The 19299-nt window shown below is 70.7% G+C and carries 21 protein-coding genes and 1 pseudogene; 10 read left to right on the forward strand and 12 right to left on the reverse strand.

The genetic code is table 11. The features are described from left to right. Positions 1-151 precede the first annotated feature (151 nt). Both VNJ48_RS15880 and VNJ48_RS15885 read left to right on the forward strand, forming a co-directional pair. Complete coding sequence (locus VNJ48_RS15880) at positions 152-748, forward strand: nitroreductase family protein (protein ID WP_325603822.1); 597 nt, start codon at positions 152-154, stop codon at positions 746-748. A gap of 177 nt (positions 749-925) precedes the next feature. Further along, on the forward strand, positions 926-2269 hold the full coding sequence (locus VNJ48_RS15885) for a M20/M25/M40 family metallo-hydrolase (RefSeq protein WP_325603824.1): 1344 nt from the start codon (positions 926-928) through the stop codon (positions 2267-2269). Positions 2270-2274: 5 nt separating this feature from the next. Here VNJ48_RS15885 and VNJ48_RS15890 read toward each other — a convergent pair whose 3' ends face one another. After that, on the reverse strand, positions 2275-2517 hold the full coding sequence (locus VNJ48_RS15890; protein WP_325603957.1) for a hypothetical protein: 243 nt from the start codon (positions 2515-2517) through the stop codon (positions 2275-2277). Between VNJ48_RS15890 and VNJ48_RS15895 the strand changes: the two are divergent. The 3 genes and pseudogenes from VNJ48_RS15895 to VNJ48_RS15905 all read left to right on the forward strand — a co-directional run. After that, positions 2401-2832 (forward strand): annotated as a pseudogene (locus VNJ48_RS15895) (MFS transporter); the annotation flags it as partial. The gene VNJ48_RS15890 and the pseudogene VNJ48_RS15895 sit on opposite strands and share 117 nt — an antisense overlap. A gap of 169 nt (positions 2833-3001) precedes the next feature. Further along, positions 3002-3712 carry an MFS transporter gene (locus VNJ48_RS15900; RefSeq protein ID WP_325603953.1) on the forward strand — a complete coding sequence of 237 codons (711 nt, stop codon included), beginning with the start codon at positions 3002-3004 and terminating at the stop codon, positions 3710-3712. A gap of 44 nt (positions 3713-3756) precedes the next feature. After that, entirely contained in the window at positions 3757-4533 is a 777-nt protein-coding gene (locus tag VNJ48_RS15905) for an isocitrate lyase/phosphoenolpyruvate mutase family protein (RefSeq protein ID WP_325603955.1), read from the forward strand. Between the two features lie 54 nt (positions 4534-4587). Here VNJ48_RS15905 and VNJ48_RS15910 read toward each other — a convergent pair whose 3' ends face one another. The 7 genes from VNJ48_RS15910 to VNJ48_RS15940 are packed head-to-tail and all read right to left on the reverse strand — an operon-like array spanning position 4588 to position 11072. Then, complete coding sequence (locus VNJ48_RS15910) at positions 4588-5250, reverse strand: MOSC domain-containing protein (protein WP_325603826.1); 663 nt, start codon at positions 5248-5250, stop codon at positions 4588-4590. Between the two features lie 59 nt (positions 5251-5309). Continuing rightward, positions 5310-5999 (reverse strand): response regulator transcription factor, encoded by a 690-nt coding sequence (locus tag VNJ48_RS15915; protein WP_325603828.1) that lies wholly within the window; start codon positions 5997-5999, stop codon positions 5310-5312. Next, on the reverse strand, positions 5972-7249 hold the full coding sequence (locus VNJ48_RS15920) for a sensor histidine kinase (protein WP_325603830.1): 1278 nt from the start codon (positions 7247-7249) through the stop codon (positions 5972-5974). Before VNJ48_RS15920 ends, VNJ48_RS15915 begins: the two co-directional genes overlap by 28 nt. Then, a complete protein-coding gene (locus VNJ48_RS15925; RefSeq protein ID WP_325603833.1) occupies positions 7246-8250 on the reverse strand; it encodes an acyltransferase in 1005 nt (334 codons plus the stop codon). Before VNJ48_RS15925 ends, VNJ48_RS15920 begins: the two co-directional genes overlap by 4 nt. A gap of 13 nt (positions 8251-8263) precedes the next feature. Beyond that, positions 8264-9265, reverse strand: coding sequence for a D-alanine--D-alanine ligase (locus VNJ48_RS15930; protein ID WP_325603835.1), 1002 nt, complete (start codon positions 9263-9265; stop codon positions 8264-8266). Then, complete coding sequence (gene alr / locus VNJ48_RS15935; protein WP_325603837.1) at positions 9262-10434, reverse strand: alanine racemase; 1173 nt, start codon at positions 10432-10434, stop codon at positions 9262-9264. Before alr ends, VNJ48_RS15930 begins: the two co-directional genes overlap by 4 nt. Next, positions 10431-11072: a M15 family metallopeptidase gene (locus tag VNJ48_RS15940; protein ID WP_325603839.1), complete on the reverse strand. Its 642-nt coding sequence runs from the start codon at positions 11070-11072 to the stop codon at positions 10431-10433. The genes alr and VNJ48_RS15940 overlap by 4 nt, the downstream gene beginning before the upstream one ends. Positions 11073-11222: 150 nt before the next feature. On the opposite strand from VNJ48_RS15940, the gene VNJ48_RS15945 reads away from it, so the two are divergent. The 5 genes from VNJ48_RS15945 to VNJ48_RS15965 all read left to right on the forward strand — a co-directional run bounded on the left by VNJ48_RS15945 (position 11223) and on the right by VNJ48_RS15965 (position 14522). Beyond that, entirely contained in the window at positions 11223-11807 is a 585-nt protein-coding gene (locus tag VNJ48_RS15945) for a DUF1992 domain-containing protein (RefSeq protein ID WP_325603841.1), read from the forward strand. Between the two features lie 23 nt (positions 11808-11830). Continuing rightward, entirely contained in the window at positions 11831-12247 is a 417-nt protein-coding gene (locus VNJ48_RS15950) for a DUF3592 domain-containing protein (RefSeq protein ID WP_325603843.1), read from the forward strand. 66 nt (positions 12248-12313) lie between these two features. Beyond that, positions 12314-13378: a CoA ester lyase gene (locus VNJ48_RS15955; protein WP_325603845.1), complete on the forward strand. Its 1065-nt coding sequence runs from the start codon at positions 12314-12316 to the stop codon at positions 13376-13378. Further along, entirely contained in the window at positions 13375-14256 is an 882-nt protein-coding gene (locus VNJ48_RS15960; RefSeq protein ID WP_325603847.1) for a CoA ester lyase, read from the forward strand. The genes VNJ48_RS15955 and VNJ48_RS15960 overlap by 4 nt, the downstream gene beginning before the upstream one ends. A gap of 119 nt (positions 14257-14375) precedes the next feature. Further along, the gene (locus VNJ48_RS15965) at positions 14376-14522 is read left to right on the forward strand and encodes a hypothetical protein (RefSeq protein WP_325603849.1); all 147 of its coding nucleotides are present in this window, start codon (positions 14376-14378) and stop codon (positions 14520-14522) included. Positions 14523-14609: 87 nt separating this feature from the next. Here the strand turns inward: VNJ48_RS15965 and VNJ48_RS15970 are convergent, their stop codons facing one another. Genes VNJ48_RS15970 through hutH form a run of 4 tightly spaced genes read right to left on the reverse strand, consistent with a single transcriptional unit; the run spans position 14610 to position 19262 of the window. Beyond that, a complete protein-coding gene (locus tag VNJ48_RS15970; protein WP_325603851.1) occupies positions 14610-15626 on the reverse strand; it encodes a M48 family metallopeptidase in 1017 nt (338 codons plus the stop codon). Between the two features lie 47 nt (positions 15627-15673). Further along, positions 15674-17380, reverse strand: coding sequence for a urocanate hydratase (gene hutU, locus VNJ48_RS15975; RefSeq protein ID WP_325603853.1), 1707 nt, complete (start codon positions 17378-17380; stop codon positions 15674-15676). Then, positions 17377-17724 carry a nuclear transport factor 2 family protein gene (locus tag VNJ48_RS15980; protein ID WP_325603855.1) on the reverse strand — a complete coding sequence of 116 codons (348 nt, stop codon included), beginning with the start codon at positions 17722-17724 and terminating at the stop codon, positions 17377-17379. Before VNJ48_RS15980 ends, hutU begins: the two co-directional genes overlap by 4 nt. Then, a complete protein-coding gene (hutH, locus tag VNJ48_RS15985; protein WP_325603856.1) occupies positions 17721-19262 on the reverse strand; it encodes a histidine ammonia-lyase in 1542 nt (513 codons plus the stop codon). Before hutH ends, VNJ48_RS15980 begins: the two co-directional genes overlap by 4 nt. Between the last annotated feature and the right edge of the window lie 37 nt (positions 19263-19299).

The raw sequence follows: 19299 nt of genomic DNA on the forward strand, positions 1-19299 counted from the left end.
GCCACGACCGGACAGGTCTCCGCGAAGACACCCACGCAGTGGGGTCAAGCGTGCCAGGAGTCACGAGCACGGCAGCAGGCCAGCGATCTCACCCTGCCGGTCGACCTCAGGTCAACCGCTCCCAACACTCACAGCGTGCCACAGTGGGGCGGTGGAGTTCCAAGATGTCGTGCACCGACGTCGCATGGTTCGTCGGTATGCCGACCGACCGGTCGACCCCGCGGCGCTCGACCGACTCCTCCGCAACGCCACCCGCGGGCCCAGCGCGGGCTTCAGCCAGGGCTCGGAGTTCCTCGCCCTCAGCGAGCCCGACGACGTGGCGCTCTTCTGGACCGCTACCGGCGCCGCTCCTGACGCACACAACCCCTGGCTCGATGGCATGCGGACGGCTCCCGTGGTCATCGTGCCGCTGGCGGACGAGAGCGCCTATCGCCAGCGCTACGCCGAGCCCGACAAGGCACGCGCCGTGCAAGCCGAGTGGGCGGTGCCCTACTGGCTCGTCGACACCGGGATGGCTGCGCTGCTCATCCTGCAGACGGCGGTCGACGAGGGCCTGGGTGCGTGCTTCTTCGGCATCCCGCCCGAGCACGTCGACGACTTCAGAGCCGCCTTCGGCGTACCGCCGCACCTCACTCCGATCGGGGCCGTCACCGTCGGCCACCGCCTCGACGACACCGGGTCCCCGGGCTCTCCTTCCCGGCGCCAGCGGCGTGCCGACGTCGTCCACCACGGCCGCTACTCGACCTGAGTCTTCTCGAGACTCAGGTCAAAGGGGGTCGCACCCAACTGGCGGCGCGCGACACCCCGACGCGCCAATCGCCCGTCGTACGCCGCCAGTTCCCGAGGCGCCGTGTCGTCCGCCGCCACTTTCGACGGTCCGAGGCAGACTCACCCTCGGAGCCACCCGCACCGCTAGGTTGCGGGGATGGCCGCTCCCACCGATCGTGTCGTCGCGAAGCTGCAGGCCTTGGTCCGGATCCCTACCGTCTCCGACCGCGACCCGGCTCTGGTCGACGCGGCGGCCTTCGCCCGGCTGCTCGGTGAGTTGGCAGACCAGTTCCCACGGGTGCACGCCCAGCTGGAGCTGACCCGCGTCGACACCCACGGCCTGCTCTTCCGGTGGCCGGGTGAGAGCGACGACCGGCCCATCGTGCTGATGGCACATCTCGACGTCGTACCCGTCGACGAGGCCGCACCATGGCAGCACCCGCCCTTCGACGCGGTGATCGCCGACTCCCCCACCGGGGCTGCGATCTGGGGCCGCGGGACCCTGGACGACAAGGGCTGCGTGGTCGCGATCTGCGAGGCCATCGAGCTCCTGCTGGAGGAAGGCTTCAGCCCGGCCCAGGACGTGTGGCTGTCCTTCGGCTGCGACGAGGAGGTGAGCGGTACGGCGGCGGTCGAGGCCGTCGCGGAGCTGCGACGGCGTGGCGTGACGCCGTGGTTCGTCCTCGACGAGGGCGGCGCCGTCGTGAGCGAGGCGCTCCCTGGCCTCAAGTTCCCGCTGGCTGTCATCGGCGTGGCGGAGAAGGGCACCACGTCGCTGGAGCTGGTGGCCGAGGGGCGCGGCGGCCACGCCTCCACGCCGGCTGCCTGGGGGCCGACCGCCCGGATCGCGCGCGCGATCGTGCGCCTGGAGAAGGCCTCGTTCCCCGCTAGCGTCCCGGAGCCGATGCGCGAGATGCTGCGCCGCATCGCACCGCGCACCCAAGTCCCCCTTCGACAGATCCTGGCGCACGTGGACCGACTGGACCGGCCCGTCACTCGTGTCTTCACCGCCCTGGGACCCGAGGCGGCAGCGATGACCCGGACGACGCTCGCGGCCACCACCCTGTCCGGCTCGCCGGCACTCAACGTCATCGCCTCGACCGCCCGAGCCGGTCTCAACGTCAGGATCATGCCCGGCGAGACCGTCGCGGGAGTCGTCGACCGGGTCCGCATGTTCGTGGCCGACAAGAGCATCCGCGTCGACGTCGTCGACGCGGGCGAGCCGTCGCCGGTCTCCCCGATGGACGAGGCCTTCGAGCTGCTCGAGGAGTGCATCAGCGAGGTCTTCCCCGACGCCGTCCCCACGCCCTACGTGATGATGGCCGCCACCGACTCGCGCCACTTCACCCAGATCAGCGAGCGCGTCTACCGTTTTGCGCCGTTCCGGATGACAAAGGCCCAGCGCCAGGCCATCCACTCCTATGACGAACACCTCGGGATCAACGATCTCATCGATGGGGTCACCTGGTATCGCTCACTGATCGAGAGGCTCCCGAGATGACCGACTCACTCACCGCCGGAGACCGGCGCAACACCGTGGCTCCGCACCTCGTCCGCATCGTCGGCTTCCTCGTCTGCGTCGAGATCGCCAGCGGCATCCTCCAGGGCTACTACACACCGATCTTCACCGACATCGCCGACCACCTCGGGATCCAGGACGCCGACGTCAACTGGTTCGAGGCCGCGCAGCTCATCGTCAGCGCCCTGTGCGTCCCGTTGCTCGCCCGACTCGGCGACCTCATCGGGCACCGCAACGTGTTGCTCATCTCGACGGCCATCACGGCGCTCGGCTCGTGGATCCTGGCCTTCGCCCCGTCGTTCACGACCTTCCTGATCGGCTGGGCGATCCAGGGGGCCTACGTCGTGTGGCTGCCGCTCGAGGTCGCGATCATCCATCGGCGTACGGCGAACACGGGCCGCCAGGCCCTCCTCACCCGGCGCTCGGCGGCCATCCTGGTCGGCGCGCTCGAGCTGGCAGTCATCGTCGGTGCGCTCACGTCGGGCGCCCTCGTCGAGTCGACCTCGATGAACGTCCTGCTGATGCTGCCGGCCATCGTGGTCACGGTCTGCTTCGTGGTGATCTGGTTCGGGATCGAGGACGTGCCCGGGCGCGCCACCGGCGGCATCGACTGGGTCGGCTTCGGCTGGATCACGGCTGTGCTCGGTGCGCTGATGGCCGGCCTGATCATGATCCGGCTGGAGGGGCCCGTCGTCGATCTGGGCGTGGGCCCTGGTGGCCGCTGGCTTTGCGCTCGTCGTCCCCTTCGTGAAGGCCGAGCGACGCATCGACGAGCCGTTGATCGACGTGGACCTGATGGCGACGCGGGCCCAGTGGCCGGTGCAGCTGACGGCGTTCCTCTTCGGCATGTCCGTGCTGGGGGCGCAGATCCCGCTGTCCACCTTCGCGCGGACCGACCCGGACGTCGCCGGCTACGGCCTGGGCGCCGACGCGGGGTTCGTCTCCACGCTCATCGGGGTCTACGTCATCTGCCTGGCGATCGGCGCCTTCACCCTGCCCCTCACCTCGCGGCTGCTGACCCCGCGGGGCGCGCTCATCGCCAGCTCGGTGCTGATCGCGATCGGCTATGCGTTGTGGATCCCCTTCCACGACACGACGACACAGGCGCTGATCAACATGGGCGTCGCGGGCATCGGTTCGGGCGCCCTCGTCGCCGCACTCCCGGCGGCGGCCGCGGCTGCCGCGCCGGCGGACCGGACCGGTTTCGCGACCGGGATGACCAACGCGACGAAGACTGTCGGCGGGGCCATCGCCTCGTCGATCTTCGCGATCGCCTTGGCGTCGACCGGATCGTTGGGGGACCCCACCGAGGGTGCTGCCCCGCTGAGTGGCTACCTCACCGTGTGGGCGGTGTGTTCCGTCGCCGCGCTGCTCGCCGCGCTCGCGCTCGTCGCCATACCGAAGACAGCTTTCAGCGACCACTGAGGCGGGTCGGGAACAGAAGGGCCCGGCCGCGACTTGGGCCTGACATGACTGCCTCCGCCCGCGCCAGCGACTTCCTCGCCCTCCACCAGTCCCCCGAGATCCTCACCGTCGTCAACGTCTGGGACGCCATCAGCGCCAAGGTCGTCGCCGAGACCGACGGCACCCGCGCCCTTGCCACCGCCAGCCACTCGATCGCCGCGACCCTCGGCTACCCCGACGGCGAGAAGATCCCGGTCGCCGAGATGATCGACATGTGCCGTCGCATCGTCGAGGTCACCGACCTCCCGGTCAGCGCCGACCTCGAGGGCGGGTACGGCGACGCAGCGGACACGATCCGGCGCGCGATCGGCGTCGGCGTGGTCGGGGCCAACATCGAGGACCAGATGAAGCCACTGGCCGAGGCCGTCGCGCAGGTGGAGGCCATCATGGCCGCCGCCACAGCGGAGGGTGTCCCCGACTTCGTCCTGAACGCCCGCACCGACGCCTTCCACCTCGGGCGCGACCGGGACCGGGCCGAAGTCCTGGCCGACGCGGTCGAGCGGGGCAAGGCCTACCTCGACGCCGGTGCGCCCGTCGTCTTCGTGCCGGCCATCCTGACCGAGGACGAGATCATCACGCTGGTCGACGCCTTCGGCCCCCAGCGACTCTCGACCATCGCCATCCCCGGCACCCCTTCCCTGGCTCGCCAGCAGGAGCTCGGCGTCGCGCGTGTCTCCTTCGGGCCCCTGTCGCAGAACGTCGCGCTCACTGCCCTGCAGGAGCTCGTCGAGGAGGTCCAGCGTGGCGGTGGCGTGCCGAGCAACATGCGCATCCTGAACTGACCCGCAGCGTCGAGTGATGCAGGGCTCCATCCACGGTGGAGCGCATCACTCGACTCAGGCGCGCTTGGCGAGGACGCCCGTGAAGTAGCCGCGGCTCTCGTCGTCGAGGTCGTCATGGGCCATCGCGGACCGCATCTCGTCGAGGTCGCCCATCCACGCACGGAGCAGATCCACGATCATCAGGCTCGAACCCGACCGCTGCACCGTGATCGGGTCGCCCGGCCGGATCGTGCCCGGCTCCACCACCGCGAGGTAGGTGCCGCCGCGGCCGCGCTCGGTGAACCTCCTGACCCAGCCCTTCTCGCCCATCCGTTGGGCGAAGGTCGCGCACGGGATGCGGGGGGCACTGACGCGCAGGACGGTGTCGCCGACGGTCCACAGGTCGCCGTACGCCGAGGCGTCGACGTCGAGGCCGGTGGTGGTGATGTTCTCGCCGAACGCGCCGTCGGGGAGCTCACGACCGATCTCGCGCGCCCAGTGGTCCAGCTCCTCGCGGGCGACCGCATAGACGGCCTGGTCCGAGCCGCCGTGGTGCCGGCCGCTGCCGATGAAGTCGCCCGCGACACCCGAGACGCCCTGGCCGCCCGGCCCTCGCCGCTTGGGTCCGGGGTCGGCGACGTCGATGCACTCGACGGACACCTTGCCGAAGCCGGTCGGGGCCGCCCGGCCCGGTCGGGGTTCGGGGGAACCGACGTTCACTGAGAGGACGAAGGACATGGCGGCGAGCCTACGGACGTGCGGTGGTGCGCGCGACGGGGTTCCGGCGACGAGCCGGCCTAGTCGGACGTGCCCACGAGCCCGTGCTCGTGGGCGAAGACGACGATCTGCACCCGATCGCGCAACGACAGCTTCCGCAGCACGGCGCCCACGTGCGTCTTGACCGTCGACTCCGAGGCGAAGACCAAGCCGGCGATCTCGGTGTTCGAGAGACCTCGTGCCACGGCTGAGAACACCTCGCGCTCCTTGTCGGTCAGCGTGAGATAGGCGGCGGGCGCCGGCGAACGAGAGACGAACTGGCCTTCCAGCAGCGCCGACAGATCGGCGGGCGCGAGGACCGCGTTGCCTGCGTGCACGGTGCGGATCGCGTCTCGCAGCATCACCGGGGTGGTGTCCTTGAGCAGGAAGCCGCTGGCCCCGTGCCGGATCGCGGTGGCCGCGCGGTCGTCGAGGTTGAAGGTGGTCAGCACGATGACCCGCAGCGGACTCTCACGCCGGGACACGCGGTCGGGCGAGAACAGCTGCCGCGTGGCCTCGACCCCGTCCATCTCCGGCATGCGGATGTCCATCAGCACCACGTCGGGCTGGAGCTCGTCGACGACCCGCACGGCCTCCAGCCCGTCCCCGGCCACGCCGACGACACCCATCCCCTCCTGGGCGTCGACGATGACGCTCACCCCCTCGCGGAAGAGCTCCTGGTCGTCGACCAGCACCACCTTGATCACGACGTCCCCCGCACCGGAAGCCACGCGGTCGCAGTGAAGGTCGCCCCGGTGGGCTCCTCCCGACGGCGTACGTCGAGGCGTCCGCCCACGGCTGTCAGCCGGCGTCGCATCCCCTCCACGCCCTGCCCGTCCGGCTCGCCCGTCCCGACCTCAGCCCCCAGACCCCCCGGCCCCACCGTGGCCAGCTGAATGGGCTGGGTGAGCTCGTCCGAGCGGATGACGTTGCGGACCTCGATCCTCAGCTCCCCCTCCCAGTGTCGTTCGCACAGGACTGGGGTGTCGCGACGACCATGCTTGATGGCGTTGGTGAGCATCTCCTGCAGCACCCGGTAGGCCACCACCTCGAGCTCGGGAGGAAGTGGCTGGGGGTGACCGATCTCGGTGGAGACGACCTCGTGGCCGCTCGACCGCACCCCGTCGACCAGGCTGTCCAACCCGCCGCTGCGGACGACCACCGGTTGGTCCCGCGTCGTGGTCAGCACCTGCCGGACGTCCTGGAGCGACGACCGCGCCGAGGTGGCGATGGTCGCCATCGTCTCCTTCAGCTTCTGGTCGTCCTCGACGTACTGCGCTGACTCCGCCTGGGCCAGGATCACGGCCAGTGAGTGCCCCACGACGTCGTGCACGTCGCGCGCCAGCCGCGCCTGCTCCTCGCGCAGCCGAGCGATCTCGCGGGCCTGTTCGGTCTCGCGCACGGCACGGGCAGCGTCCTGCTCGGCCTCCTCCTGTCGCACCGACGAGGTGCGGGCGCGCATCGTCGCCCGGACGGCGAGCCCAGCCAACCAGGGCGCCAGGAGCACCAGGGCTGCCACCGCGGCGGCGCCGACGAGCACGGCGCCGGCGCCGGCGCCGTAGTAGTCGGCCGAGTCGACCAGCTGGCGCAGCACCCGGATCCGGCCGAAGAAGCCGTAGGGGTCTTGGATGAGCAGGAGTGCCGCGACGCCCACCGCCGCTGGGATGGAGAGCCCGCTCAGGATCACCGTGGCGAGGCGACCCCACCGAGCGCAGCCGAAGGCGACCACGGCAACTGCAGCCTCGATCGTCAGGACCGGAAGGCTGAGGACCACGTGCAGCGCCCCCACCACCCACACGATCGCCAGCGCCGCGCCGGAGGCGCGGCGGGCCAGCAGCACGGCGAGGGTCAGTCCGATCACCACCGGCCACTGGTCGGCGTCGTTGAGACTCGCCTCGGCCAGCGCGAACACCAGCACTAGGAGGGCCAGCGCACCCTCAGGGACCCAGTCGCGCCAGTCGCGGGCACTTGTCGTGCTCATGCCGCCACCGGGACCCGGGACCGGACCTGCTGGCAGCGGACCTCGACGAGGTGCCAGCTCAACGCCGCCATGACCAGGGTGAGGCCGGCCGCGACCGGCCCGGCCCACCCGTCGAGGCTCGGCCGCAGCCACAGCGTCAGCGGGTAGTTCCACAGGTAGGCGCCGTACGACACCGTGCCCAGCCACACCAGCGCCCGAGCTGGTCCGGTGACCTCGTTGCAGGTCCGCCACGAGAGCAGGAGCACCGCAGTGAGCGCAGCGATGGCGGGACCCCCTGCCAGATAGGTGAGCGCGTGTCCCCGCAATGGAACCACGCTGAGGACAGCCAGTCCGGCAAGTGCCAGCGGTGCTGCCCAGGGCGGTACGGCGAAGGTCGAGCCGACCTCACCGGCGAGCAGCCGGGTCGCCCCACCGACGACGAAGCAGACCGCCCACGAGGTCGGCAGCGCGTACGCCAGGTCGGGCTCGGCACGCAGCCAGACCAGGGTGGCGACGCACGCCAGCAAGCACAGCGCGGCCGCGGCCACGACCGCGTGACGGACGCGCCCACGGGTGTACGCCGCCGCCAGCACCACGGGCCAGAGCAGGTAGAACTGCTCCTCGGTGGCCAGTGTCCAGAGGTGGAACGTCGCGTCACTGGCATGACCGAAGGGCAGGTTGCCGGTCCAGGTCAGAGCGACCAGCACGGTCTTGCCGAGCACGTCACGATCGCCCAGGGGATCGAGGACCACGGTCACGGCGACCACTCCGACGACGAGGAACACCAGCGCCGGGACGAGCCGCCTCGCTCGTCGGACGTAGAACCGGCGCAGGTCGACCCGCCCGGTGCTGTCGAGCTCATCAAGCAGCAACCCGGTGATCAGGTAGCCGCTGAGCGCGAAGAACATCACCACTCCGACGACCCCGGCGCCGGCGAACGGCTCGGGCCACGCGTGGCGGAGCATCACCAGCGCGATCGCGATCCCCCGCAGGACGTCGATCCCCCCGATCCGCCCGGTCACGAGACCAGCCCGGTCACGTGACCAGCACGTCGCGGACCAGCCGGTCGAGGAGCGCGGCGTAGGGCAGACCAGCCGCCGCGAACATCTTCGGCACCTGCGACTGCTCGGTGAAGCCCGGCATCGTGTTGACCTCGTTGAGCACCAGCCCGTCGTCGGTGAGGAAGAAGTCGACCCGCGCCACCCCGTCACAGCCCAGGGCGTCGTACATCGCCAGGGCGGCCTCCTCCAGCGCTCGGCGGTCGATGTCGGACAGCGGGGCCGGGATCATGAACTCGGCGCCGCCGCCATACTTCGCGTCGAAGTCGAAGGGACCGTCGACCAGGACCTCCAGCGCCGGGGAGACGAGACGGTCGCCGTGGACGCCGCCCAGCACCGCCACGTCGATCTCGCGCCCCTCGATGAGGTCCTCGACGAGGATGCGGTCGTCCAGGGCCAGGGCCTCGGTCAGTGCGTCGCCCAGCTGCTCGGGCGCGCGGACCAGGGTGACGCCACGGCTCGACCCGGCGGCGACCGGCTTCACGACGACGGGACCGGACCAGGTGCAGCTCGCTGCGGTGGCGGCCGTGAGGACGCGACCGGGAGCGGTGCCGATGCCGAGCGAGTCGGCCACCAGCTTGGTGGCCCACTTGTCCATGGCCAGTGCGCCTGCGCCGACGCCAGAGCCGACGTAGGGGACGCCGGCGAGCTCGCACAGGGCCGCCAGGGTGCCGTCCTCGCCCCGTGGTCCATGCACGATCGGCAGGGCGACGGCACAGGTCTCGAGCACCTCGACGGCACCACCGAGACCGACCAGTCGGCCCTCGCCGTCGCGCCACCCGCCGTCGCCGTCGATGGTGAGGCGGACGACGTCGTACGCCGCAGGGTCGAGCGCACCCGCCACAGCGGCGGCCGATGCCAGGGACACCTCGTGCTCGCAGTTCTGCCCGCCTCCGATGACGGCGACCCGGACCCTGCCGTCGCGGGTGCTGGGAGCGCCCTGGGGGTCAGCGGTCCGTGCCGCGGCGAAGGTGGTCACGCGAGGCTCCTGAGGTGGGAGGCGCGAGCGTCGGGGACGAAGTGGCGCCGGAGCCGGGAGCCGAGGCCGGTGACGATCTCGTGCTCGAGGGTGCCGGCCCAGCCTGCCCAGTCGGCCGCGGTGGGCTCTCCCGAGCTCCCGGGCCCGAAGACGGTGGCGGTCTCGCCGGGACGCACCGTCTCGTCCCCGAGATCGACGACGACCTGGTCCATCGAGATCCGCCCGACCACGCGATGCCGACGGCCGCGGAGCATCACCTCGCCGAGCCCGGAGGCGGCGCGTGGAAGGCCGTCGGCGTATCCCAGGGGAAGCAACCCCAGGCTCGTCGCTCGCGGGGCCGTCCAGGTGTGGCCGTAGCCGACGCCCGCCCCGGCGCGCACCCGCCGGACGGAGACCACGGGGGCCGTCAAGGTCAGCGCCGGCCGCAACGCGACGGTCCCCGACGGGTCGATGCCGACGAGCCCGGCCCCGATCCGGACCATCGTGTGGTGGTTGCGCCGCTCGGTCAACGTCGCTGCCGTGGCGGCCAGGTGGCGCTGGGCCGGACGCAACCCGGCAGCACGGGCGGTCTCGAGACCGAGGGCGAAGCGCCGCCGGCCCAGCGCGTTGGATGCGTCCGCCGGATCATCGGCGCACCCGAGGTGACCCATCACCCCGACCACGCGGAGGAGTCCGGCTCGCTCGGCGCGTCGTGCGAGGCGGCACAGCCCCGGCCAGGCAGCCGGCTCTGCCCCGTCGCGGGCCATCCCGGTGTCGAGGTGCAGGTGCACCCGCACCGGTCCACGCGCGGACTGCTGGGTGGCCCGGACGATCGCGTCCAGGTGTTCCCGCGAAGGAACGGCGAGCTCGACGTCCGCTGCCGACGCCGCCCGGTAGTCCGCGTCGAGCGGATTCAGCCAGCTCAGCACTGGCGCCCGGAGCCCGGCAGCCCGCAGCTCCAGGGCCTCCCCGATGCTCGTCACTCCCAACGAGGTGGCGCCGTGGGCCAGCGCGGTCCGTGCGACCTCGGCCGCGCCGTGCCCGAATCCATCAGCCTTGACCACTGCCATCACCGACGACGTGGTCCGATCGGCGAAGAGCCGGACGTTGGCAGCGACCGCCCCGAGGTCGACGTCGAGCCGACATCCGTGGCCGACTCCGGTGTCGGGAGCTGCGTCCAGCGCGCTCATGCCGCCGTCCCGGTGATGACGCCGCTGCTGGCCTCGACAGGTCCGTAGCGAGCCGTCTCTGCCCCGGTGACCAGCGCCCAGTAGCGGTCGCCGTGGCTCCAGTGCCACCACTCCGTCGGATAGTTCACCAGGCCGACAGCACCCAGCACCCGCGCCAGCAGGTCGCGGTGGGCGCGGGCGTCCGGACCGATCTCCTCTGCCGCGAAGTAGCACGCGCCTGCGGACTGCTCCGGCGTCGCGTCGATCTTGGTGCCGAGGTCGAGCTCGTGCCCGCGCTCGTCGACCAGGGTCAGGTCGACAGCCGCGCCCGCGACGTGCGGTGCGACGGCAACCGGGGAGACGAACCTGCTGCTCAGGCGGCGCAGGTCGTCGGCCGAGATGCCGGGGTACGCCGCACACAGCTGGGCGGAGTAGTCGGCAATGATCGAGCGTTGGTCCGCCACGCTGCGATGACCTTCGACCACCCGGAGCGCGAGGCCCGACGGCAGCTCCAGCCGCGCTGCGGCGAGGCGGTCGGCGAGGCCCTGGCGGACCAGGCTCCGCGCTGGGCCGAAGGACTCGTCGAGGTGGACCAGCGGCTCGCCGCACTCATCCACCGGCACGGCGGCGACGCGGGGGTCGGACAGCAGGATCGTCATGCCCCAAGGCTCGCGACCCGAGAGGGCGTGCGCCTCCGTCTGAGGTGCCGACCGGCTGGCCCTGAGGACCAGGAACTGACCACCAGGACGAGGCAGGCTCTTCGGTTGGTGGCCGTCGCGACCTACGCTGGACTCCTCGGAGGTGACCAGATGCCAGATCCGTCCCCGCAACCACACGAGCCGTCCCAGCAGAGCGCCGGCCGCCGGCACCGCGACGAGCCCGAGCGCGACGAGCGCACCGGCCGGTCGGCCGCAGCCGCCCGGGTGGCGTTCCAGTCGCAGTGGGTCGAGGAGCAGCTGCGGGTGGCCATGGAGCGCGGCGACTTCGACGACCTGCCCGGGGCGGGCAAGCCGATCGAGGGCCTCGGCTCGTCGCACGACCCGGACTGGTGGGTCAAGAAGCTCGTGGAGCGCGAGCAGCTCAGCGTCCTGCCGCCGGCGCTCGCCCTGCGCAAGGACGACGCCGAGCTCGAGGAGCAGCTCGACCGGCTGGTGACCGAGAAGGAAGTACGCCGCGAGGTCGACGAGTTCAACACCCGGGTCCGCCGCGCCAGGATGCAGCTGCAGGGTGGACCTCCCGTGATCACTCCCGTCCGCGACGTTGACGCCGAGGTCGACTCGTGGCGGGACCGTCGCGAGGCTCGCCTCCAGGCACAACGAGAGGCAGTGCGCGCGCTCGAGGACAAGACACCCGGATCCGGGTCGAGGCGCAGGCTGTTCGGCCGGCGCCGCTGAACGGCGCGGTCTAGGGTGAGCCCGTGCCTGACGAGCTCGCCGACGTGGGATGGGGATGGGTCACGGTCGCGGCGGGTGTCTTTCTCGTCGCGATCATGCTCAAGTACCTGATGATGATCTGGCGGCGGCGCCGGACCTGGGTCGTCACCGAGGCGACCGTCGGCAAGGTCCGGACGCGGTCCTCGTCCTCAGGCGAGGGTGGCACCTACGTCAACTACCACTACACCGACAGCAGCGGGGAACGGCACATGGGAGTCGACTCGCCCTGGTTTCGAGCTCCCAAGCGCAAGAGCAAGCTGCAGGTCCGCTACGACCCCGAGCATCCCGGGATGAGTGAAGCGCTGATGCCTCTGTGGGGCGAGCTGGCGATCGTCGCGCTCATCAGCGCATCAGGCGTGGCCCTGACGCTGATGAGTCTCGCCGGTTGGATGGACGCGTAGGACCAAGTCAGTGCGTCGTGAACCACGTCATACAGACAGCGGCCGGACTTTCGGTAGGTTCCGCCCATGCGCTCAAGCAAGGACTTCTTCCGCCCGCTCGCCGTCGGGGCTCCCCAGCCCGTCACCGAGATCCCCGCCCGCCCCAGCCGCGCCATCCACTTCTTCGACCCGTCGAACGAGAAGATGGCCGCCAAGGTCCCCCAGATGGTCGGCACGGTGGACGTGCTCCTCGGCAACCTCGAGGACGCCGTCAAGGCTGACAACAAGGAGGCGGCGCGCTCCGGACTGGTCCGGATCGCGAAGGAGACGGACTTCGGGCCGACCCAGCTGTGGACCCGGATCAACTCGTTGGACAGCCCCTGGGTGCTCGACGACCTGACGACCCTGGTCGGCGAGATCGGCGACAGGCTCGACGTGATCATGGTCCCGAAGGTGCAGGGCGCCGAGGACATCCACTACGTCGACCGGATCCTCGCCCAGCTCGAGGCCAAGGCTGGCCTCGACCGTCCGATCCTCGTCCACGCGATCCTCGAGACCGCCCGCGGCGTGGCATCCGTGGAAGAGATCTGCGGTGCCTCGCCGCGCATGCAGGGCCTCTCGCTCGGGCCGGCCGACCTTGCCGCCGATCGCCGGATGAAGACCACCCGCGTCGGCGGTGGTCACCCCGGCTACCTCGTGCGCGCCGATCCGGTCGTCGAACAACCTGACGCGCACCGGTCGACGTACCAGCAGGATCTGTGGCACTACACGATCGCGCGCATGGTCGACGCCTGCGCGATGCACGGGATCTATCCCTACTACGGGCCGTTCGGCGACATCGCCGACGTCGTCGCCTGCGAGGACCAGTTCCGCAACGCGTTCCTGCTCGGCTGTGTCGGCACGTGGACCCTGCACCCCAAGCAGATCGAGATCGCCAACCGGGTCTTCGCGCCCAGCGTCGAGGACATCTCGCACGCCCGCCGGGTCGTGGCGGCCATGGGTGACGGCACCGGTGCCGTGATGCTCGACGGCAAGATGGAGGACGACGCCTCGCTCAAGCAGTGCCTGGTGATGGTCGAGCTCGCGGAGCAGCTCGCCGCCGTCGACCCGCAGCTGAAGGCGCAGTACGACGCGATCGAGGTCGCCTCATGACCGACCCCAAGGCTGACACAGCCTTCCGCCCTCGCCGTTCCGTGCTCTACATGCCGAGCTCCAACGCCAAGGCGCTGGAGAAGGCCAAGACCCTCGCCGTGGACGGCATCATCTTGGACCTCGAGGACGCGGTCGCCCCCGACGCGAAGGTGGAGGCGCGCGCCGCTGCCGTCGCTGCCGTGCAGTCCGGGGCGTACGGCGCACGCGAGCTCATCGTCCGCGTCAACGCGATCGGCACCGAGTGGCACGACGACGACATCGCCGCGGTCGCCGGAGCCGGCCCGGACGTCGTCCTGGTGCCCAAGGTCAACTCCGCCGAGGAGGTGCACCGCCTCGTCGCTGCCCTCGAAGCGGCCGGCGCGCCGGAGCGGACCAGCCTGTGGGCGATGGTCGAGACCCCGATCGGGATGCTCAACGCGCTCTCGATCGCGCAGGCGTCCCCGCGGCTGACCGGCTTCGTGATGGGGACCAACGACCTGGTCAAGGAGCTGTACGCCGAGCACGTCCCCGGTCGTCAACCCGTGATCACCGGGCTCGGACTGGCGCTGCTGGCGGCCCGGGCCGCGGGCATCGTGATCATCGACGGGGTCTACAACGACGTCAAGGACGTCGAGGGCTTCCTGGCCGAGTGCGAGCAGGGCCGCCAGATGGGCTTCGACGGCAAGACGCTGATCCACCCGGGTCAGGTCGAGGGCGCCAACGAGGCCTTCGCTCCCAGCGAACGGGCCGTGGAGGACGCGCAGGGGGTCCTGGAGGCGTGGGACAACCGCACCACCGGCGTGGTCACCTACAACGGCCGGATGGTGGAGGGCCTCCACGTCGAGTCGGCGCAGCGCACGCTGTCGATCCACGAGGCGATCAGGGCGCTCCACGCCTGACCCGGGCCCCTCCTGCGCACCGGGGAGGCAGAAATACCCCTGCGGGTGTGGGCGGTCTGTCCGGATGTTGGAAAGGTGAAGGCGCGCCTCAACGTGAGGCGAACTAGGAGGCAAACACCATGGTCGTTCTTGGCCTGATTCTTCTGATCATCGGACTGCTCGTGCAGGGCGCTGGCATCCTGGTCACGATCGGCGCGATCCTCATCGTCGTCGGCCTGATCCTCAACTTCGTGCCGATCGGCGGCTCGAGCCGCCGAGTCTTCTAGGGCTAGCACGACAAGACGTGGCCCGGTCCCCCTCGCGGGGACCGGGCCACGACCAATTTCACCACTGTTCCCGGAGGAGCCGTCGACTCACTCGGTGCCGCGGGACCCGAACTTCTCGTCCAGCCAGAGCTTCGCGGAGCCCATGAAGCCCGCCACGTCGTGCACGATGCGGCCCAAGGAGTCCTGGGTCCGCTCGAAGGACTCGGTGTAGCTGCGCGCGGCGTCCTGGGCGGCATCGGTCACCTTCGCGGTGGCGTCGTCCTCGCGGCGGGGGTAGGTCCCGTGCAGGATCGCGGTGTAGTCGCCGGATTCGGTCCAGCGGCGGAGCTCGCTGGCCCGCACCACGTTGAAGGGGTGCGCCTGACCCTCGACGAGGAAGAGCTTGAGCACCGAGTCACGCAGGTCCTCGGTCTCCTCGTACTCCGCCGCCTGGGCGAAGAACGACGTGATGTCGAGGTCCTCGAGGTGACCGCCGCTCGCGAGCTTCATGTGCACCCGGGTGGCGACCGCCGGGTCCTGGGTCGCCAGCAGACCGGCCCGGTCGGCCGAGAGCTCCGACTTGCGCGACCACTCCATCAGCGCGGCGACGATCGCCCGCAGCCCGAGCGCCCCGCCGGGCATCGCGTTGAAGATGCCGGTCATGCCCACCAGGCGCAGCAGCAGGGTGCGATAGACGGCGTGCCCGCTGAGCGCGTGGCCGAGCTCACGGGCGATGACGAAGCGGAGCTCCTCCTCGTCGAGGAGGTCGATCAGGCCTGAGCTGAGGATGATGACGGGCTTGTTCATCCCGATCGCCTCTGCGGTGAACGCGGGACTCGCCCGGACGTAGAGCTCGGGCAGGTCGGTGGCGTCCAGCGTCGTGCCGACGTCGGCCAGCAGGCGGTTCAGCTGGGGGAACTGGCGCTCGTCCACCCGGACGGCCGATCCCAGCAGCAGGAGTCGCCACTGCCGCTCGTTGATCAGCCCGGACAGGGTCTTCAGGATGGTGTCGAAGCCCTTCAGCTTGCGCAGGGCGACGAGGGCACCTCGGTCAGCCGGGTGCTCCCACGCCCGGGAGCTGATCCCGTTGAGTCGCACCCGAGTCTTGCTCACGTTGTTCGGCATACCGCGATCCTTGCAGACTGACGGCTGGTGCGAGGCCGATCGTCCCCTCAGCCCTCGGACATCGGGATGCGGACGTCGCGTTCGACCGCCACTTCGACGGCACGGTCGTAGCCAGCGTCGACGTGCCGGATCACGCCCATGCCCGGGTCGTTGGTGAGGACCCGCTCGATCTTCTCCGCGGCGAGGGCGGTGCCGTCGGCCACGCACACCTGGCCCGCATGGATCGAGCGGCCCATGCCGACGCCGCCACCGTGGTGGATCGAGACCCAGCTGGCACCCGAGGCGGTGTTGACCAGAGCATTGAGCAGCGCCCAGTCGGCGATCGCGTCCGAGCCGTCGAGCATGGCCTCGGTCTCCCTGTACGGCGAGGCGACGGAGCCGCAGTCGAGGTGGTCGCGGCCGATGACGATGGGCGCCTTGAGCTCGCCACTGGCCACCATCTCGTTGAACTTCAGGCCGGCGAGGTGGCGTTCGCCATACCCCAGCCAGCAGATCCGGGCGGGCAGGCCCTGGAAGGAGACGCGCTCGCCGGCCATGGTGATCCACTTGTGCAGGCGCTGGTTCACGACCGATTCATCGCGCGGGAAGAGCTCGAGGATCGCCCTGTCGGTGGCGGCGATGTCAGCAGGGTCGCCGGACAGCGCGGCCCAGCGGAAGGGCCCACGCCCTTCGCAGAAGAGCGGGCGGATGTAGGCCGGCACGAAGCCGGGGAAGTCGAAGGCGCGGTCGAAGCCGCCCTTGCGGGCCTCGTCGCGGATGGAGTTGCCGTAGTCGAAGACCTCGGCGCCGGCGTCCATGAAGCCGACCATGGCCCGCACGTGCGCTGCCATCGAGTCCTGCGCTGCCTTGGTGAACCCGACGGGGTCGGCCTCACGCTGGGCCTGCCACTCCTCGAAGGGCACCCCGACCGGGAGGTAGAACAGCGGGTCGTGCGCCGAGGTCTGGTCGGTGACGATGTCGATCGGCGCGCCCTGCTCGAGCAGTGCGGGCACCATCTCGGCGGCGTTGCCGAGCACCCCGATCGAGAGCGGCCTGCGTGCGTCCCTGGCCTCGACCGCGAGCTCCACCGCGTGCTCGAGGGAGTCGGCTTGTACGTCGAGGAAGCGGTGCTCGATCCGGCGCTCGATGCGCGACTGGTCGCACTCGATGCAGATCGCGACACCGTCGTTCATGGTGACGGCGAGCGGCTGCGCGCCGCCCATGCCGCCCAGGCCCGCGGTCAGGGTGATGGTGCCGGCGAGCGTGCCGTCGCCGCCCTCGACCCGACCGGAGGCGGCGAACTTGTCGGCCACCGCGGCGAAGGTCTCGAAGGTCCCCTGGAGGATCCCCTGGGTGCCGATGTAGATCCACGAGCCGGCCGTCATCTGGCCGTACATCGTCAGCCCGAGGTCCTCGAGGCGTCGGAACTCCTCCCAGTTGGCCCAGTCGCCGACGAGGTTGGAGTTGGCGATCAGCACGCGCGGCGCCCACTCGTGGGTGCGCATCACCCCGACTGGCTTGCCGGACTGCACGAGCATCGTCTCGTCGTCCTCGAGGTCGCGCAGCGTCCGGACCAGGGCGTCGTACGCCTCCCAGTTGCGAGCAGCCTTGCCGGTGCCGCCGTAGACGACGAGCTCCGCGGGGTTCTCGGCGTTGGCCGGGTCGAGGTTGTTCATCAGCATTCGCAGCGGGGCCTCGGTCTGCCAGGACTTTGCGGTCAGCTCGGTGCCGGTGGCGGCGCGGATGGGGAGTCGGGGATTGGTCGAGTCGTTCACTGGTTCTCCTCAGGAGTTGCGATCTGGTCGGTCCACACCTCGACGAGCTCGGTGATGAGACCGCCGGTCACGGTCAGGAAGCTGACGACGTGGAACAACCCCTCGCCGTTGGAGACATGGGACCGGAGGATGGCGCATTCGCCCGCTGCGACGAGGTCCTCCAGGACGAACCGCACCTGCACGGAGTGCTCGGTGTTGAACGCCACCCAGTCGTCGCGCCCGAAGACTGAACCGTCGTGGACGTGCTCGCCCCGAAAGTCCGGTGCCAGCAGAGTGGCCACCCCCTCCCAGTCGCAACCATCCATTCGACCTACGAAGTCGCGCGCGACGACCTCCACGCTCATCGGAGTTCTCCGATCACGGATTCGGCGGCGGCGAGGACTGCGCCGGAGGCGACGAGCGAGACGGCTGTCTCGATCTCGGGTGAGAGGTGTCGGTCCGGTCCCGGGCCCTGGACGCCTGCCTCTCGCAGGGTGCGGACCACCGCGGCGGTGGCCGGCGAGGGGTCGAGCCCCCGCATGTCGAGGGCGCGGGCCGCGGTCATGACCTCGATCGCGACCACGCGGGTCAGTCCGTCGACCGACGCGCGGAGCTTGCGAGCGGCCGACCAGCCCATCGAGACATGGTCCTCCTGCATCGCGCTCGACGGGATCGAGTCGACGGAGGCGGGATGAGCCAGCCGCTTGAGCTCCGAGACGATCGCTGCCTGGGTGTACTGCGCGATCATCAGGCCCGAGTCGACACCGGGGTCGGCTGCCAGGAACGGGTTGAGCCCGTGGTTGCGGGACTTGTCGAGGAACCGGTCCGTACGCCGCTCGCTGATCGACGCGACGTCGGCGGCGACGATCGCGAGGAAGTCGAGCACGTAGGCCACCGGCGCTCCGTGAAAGTTGCCGTTCGACTCCACTCGACCATCCACGACGACCGGGTTGTCGACCGCCGAGCACAGCTCGCGCTCGGCGACCGTTGCGGCGTACTCCACCGTGTCGCGGGCGGCGCCGTGGACCTGCGGGGAGCACCGCAGGGAGTAGGCGTCCTGGACCCGGTTGCAGTCGCCCGTGCGGTGGGAGGCGACGATGGCGGAGCCGGCCATCAGCGCCGTCAGGTTGGCCGCCGAGAGGGCCTGACCGGGGTGCGGCCGGAGTGCCTGGAGCTCGGGGGCGAAGACCCGATCCGTGCCGAGCTGGCCCTCGACGCTCATGGCGGCGGCGATGTCCGCGCTCCGCAGGAGCATCCTCAGGTCGCCGATCGCCAGGACGAGCATGCCGAGCATCCCGTCGGTGCCGTTGATCAGCGCGAGACCCTCCTTGGCTGCGAGCTCGACGGGCTCGAGGCCGGCTGCGGCCAGCGCCTTCTCGGCGGGCATCAGGTCGCCGGAGGCGTCTCGGACCTGACCCTCCCCCATCAGCGCGAGCGCGCAGTGCGCCAACGGGGCGAGGTCTCCGGAGCATCCCAGGGAGCCGTACTCGTGCACGACCGGCGTGATCTGGTGGGTGAGCAGGTCGGCGAGCAGCTGAGCCGTCTCGCGCCGGATCCCGGTGCGACCGGTGGCCAGGGTCGAGAGGCGAAGCAGCATCAACCCACGGACGACCTCGCGTTCCACCTCGGGACCGGAGCCGGCAGCGTGCGAGCGCACCAGCGACTTCTGCAGCTGGGCACGCATCTCGGTGGGGATGTGGCGGGTCGCCAGGGCGCCGAAGCCGGTCGAGATGCCGTAGACCGGAGTGGCCGCCGCCGCCAGCTCCTCCACCACGGCGCGCGCCCGGTCGATGGACGTCAGGGCGTCCTCGGAGAGCACGACCGGGGCGCCCTGTCTGGTCACAGCGAGGACGTCAGCGAAGGAGACGGGGCCGGTGCCGACGGAGACAGGGTTCAGGTGCATGCCGTCCATACAACGCTGGCGCGCCTCCCTGCACCAC

The sequence above is a fragment of the Nocardioides sp. genome (assembly GCF_035576065.1).
In the GTDB taxonomy this organism is placed as follows: Bacteria; Actinomycetota; Actinomycetes; order Propionibacteriales; family Nocardioidaceae; genus Nocardioides.

Bases quoted from the DNA above. Each gene is read 5' to 3' on its own strand.
- VNJ48_RS15980 (WP_325603855.1), bottom strand. From the start codon at position 17,724: ATGAGCGTGGAGGTCGTCGCGCGCGACTTCGTAGGTCGAATGGATGGT.
- VNJ48_RS15970 (WP_325603851.1), bottom strand. From the start codon at position 15,626: ATGCCGAACAACGTGAGCAAGACTCGGGTGCGACTCAACGGGATCAGC.
- VNJ48_RS15955 (WP_325603845.1), top strand. From the start codon at position 12,314: ATGCGCTCAAGCAAGGACTTCTTCCGCCCGCTCGCCGTCGGGGCTCCC.
- VNJ48_RS15910 (WP_325603826.1), bottom strand. From the start codon at position 5,250: ATGTCCTTCGTCCTCTCAGTGAACGTCGGTTCCCCCGAACCCCGACCG.
- VNJ48_RS15920 (WP_325603830.1), bottom strand. From the start codon at position 7,249: ATGAGCACGACAAGTGCCCGCGACTGGCGCGACTGGGTCCCTGAGGGT.
- VNJ48_RS15940 (WP_325603839.1), bottom strand. From the start codon at position 11,072: ATGACGATCCTGCTGTCCGACCCCCGCGTCGCCGCCGTGCCGGTGGAT.
- VNJ48_RS15960 (WP_325603847.1), top strand. From the start codon at position 13,375: ATGACCGACCCCAAGGCTGACACAGCCTTCCGCCCTCGCCGTTCCGTG.
- hutH (WP_325603856.1), bottom strand. From the start codon at position 19,262: ATGCACCTGAACCCTGTCTCCGTCGGCACCGGCCCCGTCTCCTTCGCT.
- VNJ48_RS15945 (WP_325603841.1), top strand. From the start codon at position 11,223: ATGCCAGATCCGTCCCCGCAACCACACGAGCCGTCCCAGCAGAGCGCC.
- VNJ48_RS15905 (WP_325603955.1), top strand. From the start codon at position 3,757: ATGACTGCCTCCGCCCGCGCCAGCGACTTCCTCGCCCTCCACCAGTCC.
- alr (WP_325603837.1), bottom strand. From the start codon at position 10,434: ATGAGCGCGCTGGACGCAGCTCCCGACACCGGAGTCGGCCACGGATGT.
- VNJ48_RS15965 (WP_325603849.1), top strand. From the start codon at position 14,376: ATGGTCGTTCTTGGCCTGATTCTTCTGATCATCGGACTGCTCGTGCAG.
- VNJ48_RS15885 (WP_325603824.1), top strand. From the start codon at position 926: ATGGCCGCTCCCACCGATCGTGTCGTCGCGAAGCTGCAGGCCTTGGTC.